Raw genomic sequence first — 14,585 nt, forward strand, 5'->3', positions numbered from 1 at the left:
TAGCCCTTTGAACCGATTCAACAAACCCTGTGGGACAGCAGTGACTCTGACCCCATTTTCCCTTGCAGCACCTCGGATTGGCCATAGGTCTGATCCATCGCCGTCCAAGCCGCCCGTTGCAACTCGGCATTATTGGCGTTCAGATCAATGGTTGTTGGATCGGCCATGTCAGACCCTCTTGCACAGGTTGATGATGGTTATGTACTTGTGGGTATCCACTTTCCAGTCGGCGTAGCGGTAAAAGGCGATCTTGCAGCCATCGGGGGATAAAACTGTTCCTGACATGCCTTCCGTCGTTACGAACAAACGCTTTTTCCCCCAAAAACGCAGCAGCTTTTCGCCCTGAAGAAGCAACAGGCCATTTTCCTGCCTTGGCCGGCCCAAGGCTTCGATCATGATTCCTGCCTTTGTCGGCAAAAGCGTGTCGAAGGTTTTAACGCCGTAGTCCCAAAGTATCTTCGGATAAGGTATTTCAGTGATCGTGCCGTCCAGGGACAGCAGGCGGTATGGCGTCAGATCATAGGGCCGGTCGCCCCAATACATCGGGTTCATGACGCGATTGGTTCTGGCACTCGACTGGCTATCCCAGTGGTTCAAAAGATATTGTCCGGAGAAGGCCAGGTACCTTGCCCTTCCGCCGTCAATTTCTTCACGCAGGATGGGAAGTTTCATGGGCGGCTTGTTTGGCCGCGCCCATACGGCATAGTCCGTCGGCTTTGGCTTGCTGCCATCCAAGGGTAAATAGGAAATGTAACCGTCCTTATCTCTGAAAAATGCCCCCGCGCCACTTTTGAAACCCGGAATTCCTGTAAATCTTTCTTCCTTATTGGGCAAAATACACATGGCAGGTTCAAAAGGTGGTTGTTCGGATAGTTCGGATATCTTTCCTTCCTTGGTCAGCCGAACATATTTGTATTGTGAACGGATAAGTTTTTGATTCTCATATCCGGGGCCTATTGCAGCAACTTCCGTTTCCTCGTCCCAGCAATTGAATCTTCCTTCGGCAACCAGCTGCGTTGTGCTTCTGGTCGTTAGATTGAACACCACTACCTGCTCAAGCCTATTTCTGTTCGCGTTTGGCACATCGCGCAACACGTTCAACAGTAACAGGTCGTCAGTCAGCCAAACTCCAGCGTCATCGGTAGGCGAGGATAAGCAGCACGACATTATCTCCAGCCCCGTTTCGATGGTCTCGAACGATACGTCCTCGATAATTCGTTTAGGCGTCTCGTCGGCTGACGTAGCAGGAACGAAGAAAAAGCAGATAAACACGACGCATGCGCCTGCAAGCCACCTGACTTGATGCGTAACAAAGCGCCATCCGCCGCGCAGCGCGCGACCGACACAGACCGATATATTGGCCGTGGCATCTCTTGTCGGGTTGCGTTGGTTGTGCATCAGCTTTCCGTCTTCCCCATGGTCTTCTCCGTCACCTTCACTTCCCCTGCCACATAACCCTGGCCATTCTCGCCGGGGCGAAGCGCCAGCAGCGGCTGGTCTTTGAACAAGGTCTGCTTCAAGTGCTTCAGCACGCCATCTTGCCCGCCGAAGGGGGCGACGATGTCGATCAGCCACAGTTTGCTTCCGCTGCGCCAGTCGGTGGGGCGCAGGCGCACCTGGCCCGAAAGGATGCGTTTCTCGGCCTCCTCGTCCAGCAGCGCCCAGGTGACGAAGGCGAAGGGCTTGTCGCCGTCCTTGAACAGGCGGAACTGTTTGTGCATCACCGGCGGCATAACCAACCAATCCATGTCGCTGATGAACAGATGCTTGTGGCCGGGCGAATGGCTCATCAGCCACACCACATCGCCCAGCACTTCTGCGGGGCCGTTGGGTTGGCGCTGTTGCGTAGGGGCCTCTGGCTTCAGGCCCGCATCGGTAACAGTGGTAGAGGGTTGTTCGCTGGCCTGCGCCGCCGCCAGATTGGATTTGGCAGGCAGTTGGGTGGGCTTGGCGGATTTATTTTTTGAACTAGCCTTGCCGGACATGCCGATCCCCCTGATGAACACATGCTCAACCGCCAGAGATCGCCTATTCCATTCGGAATAAGGCCCCTCTTTTCAGCGCATTCATGGTCCCGCAGGTAGGCTTGCTTTTGTTTGATAAGCTGGATTGAAACTCTAGACAAAGCCCCAGATGAGTCAATTGCAATTTCTCGTATTAGGATACTTCTAGAATCGCGCTTATGTTTCGGTTGAAAATTGGGAAAATTGGGGTCAGAGTCGATTCAGCGCTGACCACAATCCTCCAATTCGCGGCCCCAATTCTGCCTAGTGACAAAGGCTTTCGCGGGTAATTTTCAGAAAGCTGCGCTGATGTCGCGTGCGCCATGCAGGACGCGCAGCACGACAATGCCTGTTCCGGTTTGCTTGTAGAAGATGGTGTAGTTGCCGACAGGAAAACTATGTATGTACGCCGATGCCAAGCTCGGGGCGCTCACGTCCCATGCCCGGCTTGTCCGCCAAGAGGTCGCACTTCGCGCCGATAGAGCGCAGCATCTTTTCCGCCGCGAGCAGATTGTCTTCGGCGATGTACATGAAAATATCCGCAAGGTCGGATTCTGCAAGAGAAGTCCGTTCAACCTTAGCCATGTTTGGCCGGATTCGTGGTTTCATGTTTGGCGCGAAGCGCTCCGATCAGCGCCTCCATGTCCAACGGAGCAACGTCGCCCTGCTCCGCCAGATCAAGACCAAGCTGGATGTCCGCCCGTAGAGCCGAAAGCCTGCGCTCCCGCTCGTCAAGCAGGTGCAGGGCTTCATGCAAAACCTCTTCCGGCGAGCGGTACGCGCCTGATCGCACCTTGTCGTTAACAAGCTGTTCAAGCAGGGGGGCGAGCGTGATGGACATGTCGTTTTTCCTCATGAAGGCGAGGATAGCCTAACAGATGGGCGCATTTGTGGGCAACGCCAAGGGTGGGCGACAGGGAAATGCAGGGAATTGGGCTTAATGCTCGCCCAGAAGAATGTCGATTTCTTCCTGGTCCATCGCCTTGGTGCTGCCATGGATGATGGCGCTGGTCAGTTCGCCCAGCCGTTGCAGCAGTTGCGTGGCCTCCGAAACGAAAATTCGTTCCTCGTCGGGCGAGCGCCCGTCGGTCATCGCGGCTTCGAAGCGTGAAATGGTTGTTTGAACCAAGCGGTTCATCTGCTCGACCGCCTGCTCGAAGGGCCTGCGGAATTTGCTGGGGACATGATTGTAGGCCTCGATGGCCAATTCCTTGTCCTTGAATCCGGAATCCTGGAAATGTTCGGGATAGGTCTTGGGATGCCATTCCTTGGCTTCCTCGATGCATTCCGGACAATCGGGAAGCATCTCGAGCATCATGACGATTTCGTTGAAGTGATTCAGATAGTCGGTGGCCAGCAAGGTTTGCGGGTTGATGTTGGCGCCGCTGACTTTCTGGCGCCATTCCAGGAACGACCCCAGTTCCTCTTCGGGAATGCCATCCAGGTCTAGTTCTTCAGCCATGTCCCCTGAACCCCCCGACAGGGTCGGCCGATCAAACCGTACCCAGTGATGGCCGCGCCTCGCCCTGGTGGATCACCGCCACCATGCGCACGTAATCTTCCCACCCTTCCAGGAATTCTTGAAGGGCGATCATGACGCAGCCGTCGACTGTGTTGCCCGTCTGATCCGCCAAGGCTTCCAGGCGCTGCCCGATCTCCTCGTTCACCGTAATGGACAGGTTCCGCATTGCCCTAATATCCCCTATAGCCCGAGTCGCGACTCGGTTTCCCCGAGTCCGATTCGCAAGATATACAGGAGTTTCGCGAAGGCTGGCTACTAAATATTGCTTGTGCAAGCAAAAATCTTAACGATTCGATCTATCCCTGGCGATCAGCAGCCCATAGGCCATCGGGCAGGCGAAGGCCATGGCCAGGATGATGAGGGCCATCGGCAGGGCCGTCCCGTCATGCAGATGCCCGGTCAGTGCGCCCGCCAAAGCGCCCAAGCCGGTCTGAAGAAACCCCAGCAGCGACGAGGCCGCCCCCGCCATCTGGGGAAAAGGCCCGATCGCCCCGGCGCTGGCGTTGGGCAGCACCAATCCGACCGAGAAGAAGAGAAGACTGACCGGCGCCACCACCCCGGCCCAATGAGCCGGACCCCAAATCGCCAGACCGGTCAGCAGCAGCCCGGCCCCGGCTCCCAGCAAGGCGCCCAGGCCGATCATGCGATCCAATCCCAGGCGCAAGGTGAAGCGGCCCGCCGTCAGCGACCCGCCCATATAGCCCGCCACCACGGCGGCAAAACAAAAGCCGAAATTGCCGGGGGCGACGCCCAGCACGTCGATCAGCACAAAGGACGACCCCGAGATGAAAGAGAACAAGGCGGCGAAGGAAAAGCTCATGGTCAGCGTATAGCCCATGAAGCGGCGGTTCTTCAGCAAAGACAGCAAATTGCCCAACAGGCGGTGCGGCGCTAGGGCTTCCTGGTCGCGATGCTGATTGGTTTCCGGCAGCAACGCAAACAAGGCCAGCAGCATGGCGCCGCCAAACCCCATGAGGGCGATGAAGTTCGAGCGCCATCCGAACAGGGTTTCTAAAAAGCCGCCCAGAATCGGAGCCGCCGCCGGAGCCAGCGCCATCGCCGACGCCATGTAGGACAGAACGCGGGCCGAGCCTTCGCGCCCATAGACGTCGCGCACCACGGCGCGTCCCAGAACCGGGCCGCAGGACGCCCCCAAGGCTTGCAGGAAACGGCCCAGAATCAGCATGTCGATGGTGGGGGCGAACAGACAGAAAATGCTGGCCAGGCTGTAGAGCAGCATGCCCGCCAGCAAGACGGGGCGGCGGCCAAAGCGATCGGAGAGCGGGCCGTACACCAGCATCATCACCCCGAAACCGGCCATGAAGGCGCTGAGCGTCAACTGCGCCGAGGCCACATCGGCGTTGAAGGCCCGCATGACGGCGGGCAGCGAGGGCAGATACAGATCGGTCGAAACCGGACCAATCGCCACCAGGGCGGTCAGAAGAACCGCCAGCCCCTTCGATTTTGCTTCCAGTCGCACAAGATGCCTTTCACGAACCGTAACGATGCAGACCGGCCCCGTGGCGGCGCAGCCAGGATTTGGATTCCGCCGTATGCTCGGTCAAGCGGGCGACCAATCGCCAGAAGCGGGCCGAATGATTCAATTCTTGCAGATGCGCCACTTCATGGGCCACCACGTAATCAAGCACATGGGCGGGCGCAAGCACCAAGCGCCAGGAAAAAGCCAGATCGCCATAGGGCGTGCAGCTTCCCCAGCGCCCCTTGGTGTCTTTCAGCGTGATGCGGCCAAGTTTGGCGGCAATCTGGCGCGACTTGTCTTGCGCCGCGCTGGAAATTTCCTGGCGCGCCCGCTCTTTCAGAAAATCGCGCAGCCGCCTAGCCAGATATTCGGGCTTTCCGGACACGAAGACCGCTCCCCCTTCGATCCAAACGCCGCGCTTGGCTTCGGGCGCATGTTCGATCCGGTGATGAACCCCCAGAATGGGAATTTCCTGATTATGGGCAAAGGGGATGCGGGGCGGCAAACGCTCAAGATGCTGTTGCAGCCAGCCCCTTCGGCTTTCCACGAAGGCCATCCCCTCGGACAGCGCCACCCGGTAAGGCAGAACCAGACGCACCGTCTCGCTGATCGGATCAAGGCGCAAGGTCATGTTGACCGCACCCTTGCGGCGCGTCACTTCCAGCGGCAACGTCTTGCCGCCCAGCAGGACATCGGCTGGTGGTTGCGCCCGCAAAGCCATCAGTCGACAGGTGCTAGGGAAAAACCGATGGCCGCAAGCTGTGCGGCCAAGGCGTCGGCCTTGTCCTTGGAAAGATCGACCTGCGGCGGGCGGACCCGCCGCCAGCCATCCTTGCCGCAATGACGCGCCAGCAATTCCTTCATGGCGGCGATCATCGGCATGCCTTCCATGACGCGGCGCACCCCCGTAAGCCTTGCCTGCGCTTGCTCGGCCAGCGCCGGATCGCCAAGCGACCTGACCACGTCGCTTGCCAGCCGCGAGGCGATATTGGCGCAAGCGGTGATGCATCCAGCGCCGCCCGCCCTTAGAACCGGCAACAAACCATCGTCATAACCCGCCATGATCGCCAATTCGGGAAAGTCCTTGATTAGCGAGAGCGTGTGGTCAAGCTGGCCAGCGCTGTCCTTCAATCCGGCAATCGTTCCCGGATAGGCCTTCATCAAACGTTCGATCAGGCTGTGGGTGATGGGCACGCCCGACAATTTCGGGAAATGGTAGAGGTAAAGGCGCAGGCGGGAATCGCCCACCTCCTCGATCACGCGGGCGTAAGAGGCGAAGACGCCATCCTCGGCGACGTTCTTGTAATAGAAGGGCGGCAAGGTCAGCACGCCCAAAGCGCCCAATTCGATGGCCCGCTTGGTCAGCGCCACCGTATCTGGAAAAGCGCAGCAGCCGGTGCCGGGAACCAGATTGGCCCCCGGAATGCCCGCCTCGGCCAAACCATCCAGGATCGCCAAGCGCTCCGACACGGAAAAGGAATTGGCTTCGCCGGTGGTGCCCAGAACCGCCAAGCCGTCGCAACCGTTCGCCAGCAGCCAACGGCAATGATCGGCCAGCGCCGCAACGTCCGGGGCCAGATTTGCATCCAGGGGCGTCAGCGCCGCCGCCCAAACGCCTTTCGCCAAACCGGTCATGCAAGGCCTCCTTCGTTTAAATCTCGGGCCAGTCTACTTCATGATCGGAAAGATTGCCCGCCTTGGCTTCGGGAATGGCCCGCCCGCGCACCGACGCCTTGGCCCGATGCACGGAATTGGCGTCCCCGGTCACCAGCGGGTGCCAGCGCGGCAAGTCCTTGCCTTCGCTTAGGCGGCGATAGGCGCAGGACTTGGGCAGCCAAGCGATGGAGGCCAGCCCCTTGGGGGTCAAGGAAATGCAGTCCGGCACGTAATGGCGACGTTCCTTGTACTGCATGCAACGGCAGCTTTCGACATCCAGCAAGCGGCAAGCCACTTCGGTGTAAACGATGCCGCCGCCATCTTGGGTATAGTCGAGCTTGTGCAGGCAGCACAATCCGCAGCCGTCACACAGGGATTCCCATTCCTTCTTGGTCAGGTCCGAAAGCGACCGGTCACGCCAGAACGCGATCGAAGCGGCGGATGAAGTCCGCGACATCGGGCATGATCTCCTCGCGCCAGCGCCGTCCGTTGAAGATGCCGTAATGGCCAACCTTCTCTTGCAAGCGGTGGTGATGCATTTCGGCGGGAATATTCTCGCAAATCAGATGCGCAGCCCAAGTCTGGCCGACGGCGGAAATGTCGTCCTTCTCGCCCTCGACGGTCATCAGGGCGGTCTTTTTGATGGCCGACGTGTCGACGCGCCTGCCCCTGGAGATCCACTCGCCCTTGGGCAGCAGATGTTCCTGGAAAACCGTATGGATGGTTTGCAGATAATAGTCGGCGGGCAAATCCATCACCGACAGATATTCGTCGTAAAAGGTTTTGTGCTCGGTCACGCCGTCGCCGTCGCCCTGGACCATGTGATTGAACAGCTTCACATGCGCATCGACATGGCGATCCAGATTCATCGCCATGAAGCCCGACAATTGCAAGAATCCGGGATAGACCCGGCGCCCATGGCCGGGATGGTTGATCGGCACCACATGCACCACGTTGCGCTCGAACCAGGACAACGAGCGGCTTTGCGCCAGCTTGTTGGGCTGCGTCATGTTGTGGCGGGTGTCGATGGGGCCGCCCATCAAGGTCATGGTGCGGGGCTGGCAGGGATCGTTCATCGCCGCCATCAGGGCCACGGCGGCCATGGTCGGCACCGATGGCTGACAGACGGCGATCACATGGGTTTCAGGCCCCAGAAAGCGGATGAAGTCGATCACCATGTCGACATAGTCGTCGAGATCGAAGCGGCCCTTGTCCAGCGGCACCGTGCAGGCGTCGATCCAATCCGAGATATAGATGTCGTGATTGGGCAACATCGCTTCCACCGTGCCGCGTAACAGCGTCGCGTAATGGCCGGACAGCGGCGCCAGCATCAGCACCTTGGGGTCCTTGCGCTTCTTGGGCAGATCACGCTTGAAATGCAACAGGTGGCAAAAGGGGCTTTCGGACCAGGCGATTTCTTCCTGGATCGCCACCGACTGGCCATCAATGATGGTGTGGGACAGGCCCCATTTGGGCTTGGGATAGCGCCGGGTGGAGCGTTCCAGAATCTCGCAGCCCGCCGCCACGGCGCGCCCGAAACCCGTATAGGCCACAGGCACCCAGGGATGGGTGTAGACCTGTTGCAGCGCCTCGGCCATGGCGCGCATCGGCGTGAAGGCGGCCCGTTGCATCTCGTGAAGATAATAAAGCATCAGCTTCCTCGCCCAATTTGGCATTATATTACCGATTTATGGAAGAGATGGGAAAGCCTTTGTTGCAGTGCAACGGAAAAACTTCAGCGCTCGATAATTAATTTCCGATCAGATGCAGGAAGCTGCCGAAAACCCTGTTCCGAATCAGCCCCATAGGCAAAAGGCGGTCATCCTTGGCGTCCCAGGCGTCGAAAGCGTTTGCGCCCTCTTCCTGGCTTTGGATGGTGGCGTAGTGAAATTCATGGCCTCTGAATGTGGCGCCCGCCGCTCCGAACGGCGTGTCCGCCAACCCGCGAATTTTGCGGTAGCCCAGATGCAGACGGCGCTTCTGAAAGCTGGTGACCAGGGGCAACAAGCCCGCCATGGCGTAGCTTTTCCCATCGGCGTCGACAATGGCCTGGCCCAGCGCCATGAATCCGCCGCACTCGCCGTAAATCCAGGCGTCTCGCGCCGCCGCCGCTTTCATCCCTTGCAAGAATCCCTGCGCCTGCGACAAAACAGGGCCGTTCAATTGTGGGTAGCCGCCGGGAAGATAGACCGCGTCCGCAGCCTTGCTTGGCCCTTCTCCGGCCAGGGGCGAAAAGAAGGAAAGCTCTGCCCCCAGCCGTCGCCATCCTTCGAGAATGGCGGGATAGGCGAAGGCGAAGGCCGCGTCTTTGGCGATCGCAATACGTTGCCCCAAGACCGGCAACGGCGCTTCGAAACATCCCCGCAGGCCAGTGCCTTGGGCCAGCGCCGCCAGCCCGTCCAGATCGACATATCGCTCCATCAAATCGGCGGCCCGTTCGATGGCGCTTTCCAGGTCGGGATGTTCCGCCGCCTGCACCAATCCCAGATGGCGGCTGGGCAGGCTTAGCGCCTCGATGCGCGGCAAGGCTCCCAGGATTGCCATATCTGGACAAGCCTTGCGACAAGCCCGTTCGACCATGGCCTGATGCCCCTCGCCGCTGACCCGGTTCAAGATCACGCCCGCCAGCCGCACATCGCTTCGATAGCTGGCGAAGCCCTTGAGCACGGCGCCCGCCGAAGCGCCCATGCGGCTGACATCCAAAACCAGAATTACTGGCCAGCCGGTCAGAGCGGCCAAATCCGCCGTGGACCCATCCGGACCATCCGCGACATTGGCGCCATCAAACAAGCCCATCACGCCTTCGGCTAGAATGAAGTCCGCCTGATGCGCCGCTTCGCCGATCAACCCGGCCAGTCGCTCGGGGCGCATGGCCCAACCATCCAGATTGAAACAGACGCGCCCCGACGCCTTGGCGTGAAAAGCCGGATCGATGTAATCAGGCCCCGCCTTGGCGGGAGCGACGGCCAAGCCCCTGCGCCGATAGGCGCGCAGCAGCCCAAGCGTTATCGTCGTCTTGCCTGAACCGGTAGACGGAGCGGCCAGGATAAGGCCGGTTCCTTGCGTCACTTCACGCTTTCTTCCAGGGCGGCCGCCATCTCGGCGGCTTGCGTGCCATGCGAGAAGTGGCGGATGAATTTTCCGTCCGGCCCCATCAGATACAACAGCGCCGAATGATCGATCAAATAGCCGACTTCGGCATCCTCGGCCTTCACCCTGGCAAAATAGACCCGGTACTGTTTGGCGGCGGCAAGCACCTGTTCAGGCGTGCCGGTCAGCGCATCCATGCCGGGATAGAAGGCTTCGCCGTAATCGGCCAAACGTTCCTTGGTGTCGCGCTCGGGATCGACGGAAATGAAGATGGGCTTGATCTTCGCCGCCTTGTCCTTGCCGATCTTGCCCAGCGCCTCGGCCATCGTGCCCAGCGAGGTGGGGCACACGTCGGGGCAATAGGTGTAGCCGAAATAGACCAGCAGATATTTGCCCAGATAGGTCTTGTCCGTCACTTCCTTGCCCGAAGGATGGCTTAAGGTGAACGGCCCGCCGATGGTCACGGGGGCCGAAATCCCCCCTCCCGACCCCGATCCGGTCAGCAGATAGCGAATGCCGATCCCAAGCCCCAAAGCGATCAGCAGGGTCGCCGCAAAAATCAAGACAGGACCCAAACCCTGCGGCAGCTTTTTCATCTTGCCCATATCACCCTCGATAAACTGCTAAGCGATCAAACGCCAGGCCAGAACGGCCAGAACGCCCGCATTCAGAAGCAACAGCATCGGCGCCACGCGCTGGACCAGCCCGCCCCAGCGTTGCGACGCCAGTTGACCAAGCCCCGCCACCAGCACTAGGCCGGGCACGGTGCCCGCGGCAAAACCCATCATCGCCATGGCGCCCGACAGCGCCGAGCCGGACGCCGCCGCCGCCGACAACGCCCCCCAAACCAAGCCGCAGGGGATATAGCCCAGGATCAGTCCCAGCGCATAGCCGCGCCATCCCGTGGGGGCGGCGAACAAAGGCTTGGCGAAAACCGACAGGCGGCGAAACAACGCGCTGTCGCCATTGCCCGCCTTGATCAATCCCAGGCGCGGCACCGCATATCCCAAGAACAAAAGGGCGGCCAAAATCAGCAGCGCCGCCGACAGCCAGCGCAATCCGGTGGCGGCGCCGATCGATCCGGCCAGCAAGGCGGCACCCGCCCCCAACAGGCCGTAGGTGGTCATGCGACCCAGATGATAGGGCAACAGCAACGCCATCGACAGGCGATGCCATTCTCGCATCTGCATGGCCGGACAGGACTTCATGCGCTCGGCCATCTGCGACAGCGCGAAGGGACCGCACATGCCCGAGCAATGGGTCAAGCCGCCGACCAATCCGGTCAGCAGCAAGCTGGCCATCAGCCCGCCATCTGTGGAAATGGCGGTATGGCAATAAGAAAGACCCGATTGCAAAAGGGCCGATAGTGTCGCGCTATCCATGGCGCAGAGCATATCCCCCGATGTTCACCCCTTCAACCCAACGTTTGACGCGCCTTGGTTGACTTGGATCAACAATGTCGGGTCTTTTGCAAGCAGGGCAATCCGCGTCACTTCGCAACGCGGGCCAAAAAGGCTTCAAGCTCGGCGCCCCAATAGTCTGGATGGCGCAGCACGAAATGTCCGCCCGCCCTTGGGTCGTCGTAATAGCGAAGCACGCTGTCGCCAGCCCCCTGGGCATAGGCCTCTTGAACCCGGCGCATCAAATCAATCGGCGTCAGATTGTCGTTGGCGGCGTAAATCCACAGGGACGGCATTTTGGCGTTTCGCCCGAAGCTGCGTCCGGCCTCGACCAGATTTTCTTCCGGCGGACAGTTGCGATCCCCCTTCGGATTGCCGCCCCGCCCCCCTGCGAAACTGACGGCACCTCGCACCCCAGGGATCGCTTCCGCCGAAGCCGCCAGCACCGCCCAGCCGCCCGAAGACTGCCCGACCAAAACAATCCGCTCACTGTCGATGCCGGGAATGGCTCGCAGATGCAAAACGCTGGCTTGAATATCCTCGGCCCCTTTCTGTCCCGCCTTCAAGTAATCCGGATTCGGACAGGAATAGGCTTCGACATACATGCCGCCCGACTTGCCGAACGAACGGCGCATGACCATGGCGGCCGCCCAGCCGCGATCAAGAAACCAGCGGGCGAGAAAGTCGAGATCCTCGGGCTTTTGCGATTTGGCCCGAGCGCCCGTTCCGTGATTGAGGATGGCCAGCGGAAACGGCCCTTGCCCGTCCGGCATCCGCAAGAGCCCCTCCAGAAAGACCGTTTCGCCATTTTGGTTGGCGGGAAGGGGAATTTGCAGCCGTTCCTGACGTTCGCCAGCCAGGGTTGGCAGGCTCAGGAACAGGGCCAGAAGAAACGCCGCCGTCCCCTGCCGAAATCCCGGGGTCATTCGGCGTTCCTGCCGTTCAGATAGCGCCGCTTGATATGCGCCTTGAAGGCGGCTGCGGACAGAGGCGCGCCGGTTGCCCGTTTCAAGATGTCGTCGGTCGAGCCGAAACAGCCTTGGCTGTGGATGTTCTCCTTCAGCCAACCCATCAAGGGCTGAAAATCGCCATTTTCCAAACCAAGGCGAAGACCGGGCGCGGCGCTTTCGGCGGCGGCGAAAATCTGAGCCGCCGACAGCGCTCCCAGCGTATAGCTGGGGAAATAGCCGATGGCGCCGTCGTACCAGTGAATGTCTTGCAAACAGCCTTCGCGGTCCGAAGGCGGCACGATGCCCAATAAGCGGGTCATGCATTGATTCCAAGCGCCGGGCAGGTCGGCCACTTTCAGGTCGCCGCGGATCATGGCGCGCTCAAGCCTGAAACGCAGGATGACATGGGCGGAATAGGTCAGTTCGTCGGCATCGACGCGGATGAATCCGGGTTTCACCCAGGCAAGTTTCCTACGCAGCGCCTTGGCGTCCCAACTGCCGCCTAACGCCTCGCCCAGCAAGGGCGCCAGAAAATTGGCGAAGGCGCGCGAGCGGCAGGCCTGCATCTCAACGATCAGAGACTGGCTTTCATGCAGCGCCATGCCCCTGGCGCGACCTACCGGCTGATGACGCCAATCCTTGGGCAGGTTCATTTCATAAAGCGCATGGCCGGTTTCGTGCGCCACCCCCATCAGGGATTTCAGAGGTTCTGCTTCGTCGTAGCGCGTGGTGATGCGCACGTCATAAGGCGTGCCGCCCGAGAAGGGATGGGCGCTTTCGTCCAACCGGCCTTTATTGAAATCAAAGCCGATGACGCCCATCAGGCGGCGTCCCAACGCCTTCTGACTCGCTTGCGCAACATTGGCGGTTGGTTCTGGCGGCGCAGCGCCCTGGCGTTCCAGCACCAAGGGCAAGGTGGCGGCGATGAACTCTTCCAGATCGGCGAACAAATCCTCGATCCTGGTTTCGCGGGCCTGCGGCTCGTACAAATCCATCAGCGCTTCGTAGGGCGTCACCCCCAAAGGCTCGGCCTTGGCCTGTCCCGCCTCCCTGGTCAAGGACATCACCTTTTCCAGGGGCTTTTTCACCAGCTTGAAATCGCCCTTGGCCCTAGCTTCGCGCCAGACGATCTCGCATGCCGAGGTGGCGCGGGCCAAGGCTTCGATCAGGCGGGCGGGCACGGCGCGGGCGTGAATCCATTGGCGCGACATTTCGCCCAGATTGGCGCGCTGCCAGCCGTTCAGTTCCAATTGGTCCGCCTTGCGGATCAGCGCCGCCACCTGGGGTGCGGCCAACAGCTTGTGATGCACCCCCTTAAGCGTGGCGATTTCCTCGGCCCTGGCCGAAGCGCCGCCTTCGGGCATCATCACAGCGCCATCCCATTGCAGAATGGCGATAGCGTCCTCGATGCGCAGCAGACGCGAAAACAGCGTCTCCAGCTTCTGGTAGGCATTTTGGGGCATTGTTTTTCGCTTATTGCGTTCCTGGGTGCGTCATCAGGAACATAGCCATCCCGGCCACATCTTCCAAGGACAATAAGGGACGATCCAGGGCGGGAAGCACCGCAGCGTCGCTGGCCACCGCCACCACCGACGGATCGTCGGGCCACAGGGGCGCCCGGCCATGCAAGGGCCGAAACACCTCGATCTTGGCGTGCGGATAACGCTTGAACCCCTCGATCAGCACGAGGTCGGCTTGCGACAATTTGGCCAGCAGCTCATCCAGTCCCGGCTCTTCGACCGGCGAACGGATCTCCACCCTTATCCAACGTTCCGGCCCCGCCATCAGGCTGGCCACCGCCCCGGCCCTTCTGGCTTCGAACCCGATATCTCCCGGCTGATCCGCCGAAGCGCCGTGATGCGAATGCTTGACCGTGGCGAGGCGCAATCCGCGAGCGACCAGCTCGGGAATCAGGCGTTTGAGCAGGGTCGTCTTGCCGCTGCCGCTGGAACCGACAATGCCGAAAATCTTCATGCGGGCAGCCTATCAAGCTGCGCCAAAGCCGTATAGAGGCCGATTGCCGCCGCCTGGGCGACATTGATCGAGCGCTCGCCCACCAGCAGGGGAATCGATACCCGAAGCCCAGCCGCCTGATGCGCGCCGTCGGAAACGCCCCGGCTTTCCGAACCGAACAGCAAGATGTCGCCCGGCTCGAATCGGGCTTGCGGCAGGGAAACGGCCCCCTTGGTCGTGAACAGGACCAGCCGCCCCCCGTTCGCCCCTCGCCAAGCCTCGAAGGCGGACCAGGAGGCGTGGCGCGTCAACTGAACGCGGTCCAGATAATCCATCCCAGCCCGCCTTAACTTCTTATCATCCCATAAAAAACCGAAAGGCTCGATCAGATCCACCCCCGCACCCAGGCAGGCCGCCAGCCTGAGAATGGCCCCCGCATTTTGTGGAATGTCGGGTTCAAACAAGGCCAGCCGCAAGCCGATCTTTTCTTTAGGGAATTGTGATATAGCGCCCATTTCTTATATTTCAGCC

The 14,585-nt window shown here is 60.3% G+C and carries 20 protein-coding genes; all 20 read right to left on the reverse strand.

Features of this window, described 5'->3' with window-relative positions; genetic code table 11:
- Positions 1–17: 17 nt before the first annotated feature.
- The 20 genes from HQL44_14580 to HQL44_14675 all read right to left on the reverse strand — a co-directional run bounded on the left by HQL44_14580 (position 18) and on the right by HQL44_14675 (position 14,569).
- The gene (locus tag HQL44_14580) at positions 18–167 is read right to left on the reverse strand and encodes a hypothetical protein (GenBank protein ID MBF0269808.1); all 150 of its coding nucleotides are present in this window, start codon (positions 165–167) and stop codon (positions 18–20) included.
- A 1-nt stretch (position 168) separates the two neighbouring features.
- A complete protein-coding gene (locus tag HQL44_14585) occupies positions 169–1,398 on the reverse strand; it encodes a hypothetical protein (protein MBF0269809.1) in 1,230 nt (409 codons plus the stop codon).
- The gene (locus HQL44_14590) at positions 1,398–1,985 is read right to left on the reverse strand and encodes a toxin-activating lysine-acyltransferase (GenBank protein MBF0269810.1); all 588 of its coding nucleotides are present in this window, start codon (positions 1,983–1,985) and stop codon (positions 1,398–1,400) included. The genes HQL44_14585 and HQL44_14590 overlap by 1 nt, the downstream gene beginning before the upstream one ends.
- A gap of 311 nt (positions 1,986–2,296) precedes the next feature.
- A complete protein-coding gene (locus HQL44_14595; protein ID MBF0269811.1) occupies positions 2,297–2,422 on the reverse strand; it encodes a type II toxin-antitoxin system RelE/ParE family toxin in 126 nt (41 codons plus the stop codon).
- Positions 2,400–2,588, reverse strand: coding sequence for a type II toxin-antitoxin system RelE/ParE family toxin (locus tag HQL44_14600; protein MBF0269812.1), 189 nt, complete (start codon positions 2,586–2,588; stop codon positions 2,400–2,402). Before HQL44_14600 ends, HQL44_14595 begins: the two co-directional genes overlap by 23 nt.
- On the reverse strand, positions 2,581–2,844 hold the full coding sequence (locus tag HQL44_14605; protein MBF0269813.1) for a type II toxin-antitoxin system ParD family antitoxin: 264 nt from the start codon (positions 2,842–2,844) through the stop codon (positions 2,581–2,583). Before HQL44_14605 ends, HQL44_14600 begins: the two co-directional genes overlap by 8 nt.
- A 96-nt stretch (positions 2,845–2,940) precedes the next feature.
- Positions 2,941–3,465, reverse strand: coding sequence for a hypothetical protein (locus HQL44_14610; protein ID MBF0269814.1), 525 nt, complete (start codon positions 3,463–3,465; stop codon positions 2,941–2,943).
- A 31-nt stretch (positions 3,466–3,496) separates the two neighbouring features.
- On the reverse strand, positions 3,497–3,691 hold the full coding sequence (locus tag HQL44_14615) for a hypothetical protein (protein MBF0269815.1): 195 nt from the start codon (positions 3,689–3,691) through the stop codon (positions 3,497–3,499).
- Between the two features lie 117 nt (positions 3,692–3,808).
- On the reverse strand, positions 3,809–5,005 hold the full coding sequence (locus HQL44_14620) for a multidrug effflux MFS transporter (protein ID MBF0269816.1): 1,197 nt from the start codon (positions 5,003–5,005) through the stop codon (positions 3,809–3,811).
- Between the two features lie 10 nt (positions 5,006–5,015).
- Positions 5,016–5,636 carry a M48 family metallopeptidase gene (locus HQL44_14625; GenBank protein MBF0269817.1) on the reverse strand — a complete coding sequence of 207 codons (621 nt, stop codon included), beginning with the start codon at positions 5,634–5,636 and terminating at the stop codon, positions 5,016–5,018.
- 89 nt (positions 5,637–5,725) lie between these two features.
- Positions 5,726–6,640, reverse strand: a complete 915-nt coding sequence (locus tag HQL44_14630) for a dihydrodipicolinate synthase family protein (protein ID MBF0269818.1) — start codon at positions 6,638–6,640, stop codon at positions 5,726–5,728.
- Positions 6,641–6,656: 16 nt separating this feature from the next.
- Positions 6,657–7,118, reverse strand: a complete 462-nt coding sequence (locus tag HQL44_14635; GenBank protein ID MBF0269819.1) for a YcgN family cysteine cluster protein — start codon at positions 7,116–7,118, stop codon at positions 6,657–6,659.
- Positions 7,075–8,313, reverse strand: coding sequence for a polyhydroxyalkanoate depolymerase (locus tag HQL44_14640; protein MBF0269820.1), 1,239 nt, complete (start codon positions 8,311–8,313; stop codon positions 7,075–7,077). The genes HQL44_14635 and HQL44_14640 overlap by 44 nt, the downstream gene beginning before the upstream one ends.
- Before the next feature lie 97 nt (positions 8,314–8,410).
- A complete protein-coding gene (locus tag HQL44_14645; GenBank protein MBF0269821.1) occupies positions 8,411–9,730 on the reverse strand; it encodes a cobyrinate a,c-diamide synthase in 1,320 nt (439 codons plus the stop codon).
- Complete coding sequence (locus tag HQL44_14650; GenBank protein ID MBF0269822.1) at positions 9,727–10,356, reverse strand: SCO family protein; 630 nt, start codon at positions 10,354–10,356, stop codon at positions 9,727–9,729. The genes HQL44_14645 and HQL44_14650 overlap by 4 nt, the downstream gene beginning before the upstream one ends.
- 18 nt (positions 10,357–10,374) lie before the next feature.
- Positions 10,375–11,133, reverse strand: a complete 759-nt coding sequence (locus HQL44_14655; protein MBF0269823.1) for a sulfite exporter TauE/SafE family protein — start codon at positions 11,131–11,133, stop codon at positions 10,375–10,377.
- Positions 11,134–11,240: 107 nt separating this feature from the next.
- On the reverse strand, positions 11,241–12,077 hold the full coding sequence (locus HQL44_14660) for a dienelactone hydrolase family protein (GenBank protein MBF0269824.1): 837 nt from the start codon (positions 12,075–12,077) through the stop codon (positions 11,241–11,243).
- Positions 12,074–13,564, reverse strand: coding sequence for a carboxypeptidase M32 (locus HQL44_14665; protein ID MBF0269825.1), 1,491 nt, complete (start codon positions 13,562–13,564; stop codon positions 12,074–12,076). Before HQL44_14665 ends, HQL44_14660 begins: the two co-directional genes overlap by 4 nt.
- Positions 13,565–13,574: 10 nt before the next feature.
- Positions 13,575–14,075, reverse strand: a complete 501-nt coding sequence (gene mobB / locus HQL44_14670) for a molybdopterin-guanine dinucleotide biosynthesis protein B (GenBank protein MBF0269826.1) — start codon at positions 14,073–14,075, stop codon at positions 13,575–13,577.
- Positions 14,072–14,569 (reverse strand): tRNA (cytidine(34)-2'-O)-methyltransferase, encoded by a 498-nt coding sequence (locus HQL44_14675; GenBank protein ID MBF0269827.1) that lies wholly within the window; start codon positions 14,567–14,569, stop codon positions 14,072–14,074. The genes mobB and HQL44_14675 overlap by 4 nt, the downstream gene beginning before the upstream one ends.
- Between the last annotated feature and the right edge of the window lie 16 nt (positions 14,570–14,585).

The sequence above is a fragment of the Alphaproteobacteria bacterium genome (assembly GCA_015231795.1).
Lineage (GTDB): Bacteria > Pseudomonadota > Alphaproteobacteria > Rhodospirillales > WMHbin7 > WMHbin7.

Bases quoted from the DNA above. Each gene is read 5' to 3' on its own strand.
- HQL44_14580 (MBF0269808.1), bottom strand. From the start codon at position 167: ATGGCCGATCCAACAACCATTGATCTGAACGCCAATAATGCCGAGTTG.
- HQL44_14585 (MBF0269809.1), bottom strand. From the start codon at position 1,398: ATGCACAACCAACGCAACCCGACAAGAGATGCCACGGCCAATATATCG.
- HQL44_14590 (MBF0269810.1), bottom strand. From the start codon at position 1,985: ATGTCCGGCAAGGCTAGTTCAAAAAATAAATCCGCCAAGCCCACCCAA.
- HQL44_14600 (MBF0269812.1), bottom strand. From the start codon at position 2,588: ATGGCTAAGGTTGAACGGACTTCTCTTGCAGAATCCGACCTTGCGGAT.
- HQL44_14605 (MBF0269813.1), bottom strand. From the start codon at position 2,844: ATGTCCATCACGCTCGCCCCCCTGCTTGAACAGCTTGTTAACGACAAG.
- HQL44_14610 (MBF0269814.1), bottom strand. From the start codon at position 3,465: ATGGCTGAAGAACTAGACCTGGATGGCATTCCCGAAGAGGAACTGGGG.
- HQL44_14615 (MBF0269815.1), bottom strand. From the start codon at position 3,691: ATGCGGAACCTGTCCATTACGGTGAACGAGGAGATCGGGCAGCGCCTG.
- HQL44_14625 (MBF0269817.1), bottom strand. From the start codon at position 5,636: ATGACCTTGCGCCTTGATCCGATCAGCGAGACGGTGCGTCTGGTTCTG.
- HQL44_14630 (MBF0269818.1), bottom strand. From the start codon at position 6,640: ATGACCGGTTTGGCGAAAGGCGTTTGGGCGGCGGCGCTGACGCCCCTG.
- HQL44_14635 (MBF0269819.1), bottom strand. From the start codon at position 7,118: ATGTCGCGGACTTCATCCGCCGCTTCGATCGCGTTCTGGCGTGACCGG.
- HQL44_14640 (MBF0269820.1), bottom strand. From the start codon at position 8,313: ATGCTTTATTATCTTCACGAGATGCAACGGGCCGCCTTCACGCCGATG.
- HQL44_14650 (MBF0269822.1), bottom strand. From the start codon at position 10,356: ATGGGCAAGATGAAAAAGCTGCCGCAGGGTTTGGGTCCTGTCTTGATT.
- HQL44_14655 (MBF0269823.1), bottom strand. From the start codon at position 11,133: ATGGATAGCGCGACACTATCGGCCCTTTTGCAATCGGGTCTTTCTTAT.
- HQL44_14660 (MBF0269824.1), bottom strand. From the start codon at position 12,077: ATGACCCCGGGATTTCGGCAGGGGACGGCGGCGTTTCTTCTGGCCCTG.
- HQL44_14665 (MBF0269825.1), bottom strand. From the start codon at position 13,564: ATGCCCCAAAATGCCTACCAGAAGCTGGAGACGCTGTTTTCGCGTCTG.
- mobB (MBF0269826.1), bottom strand. From the start codon at position 14,075: ATGAAGATTTTCGGCATTGTCGGTTCCAGCGGCAGCGGCAAGACGACC.
- HQL44_14675 (MBF0269827.1), bottom strand. From the start codon at position 14,569: ATGGGCGCTATATCACAATTCCCTAAAGAAAAGATCGGCTTGCGGCTG.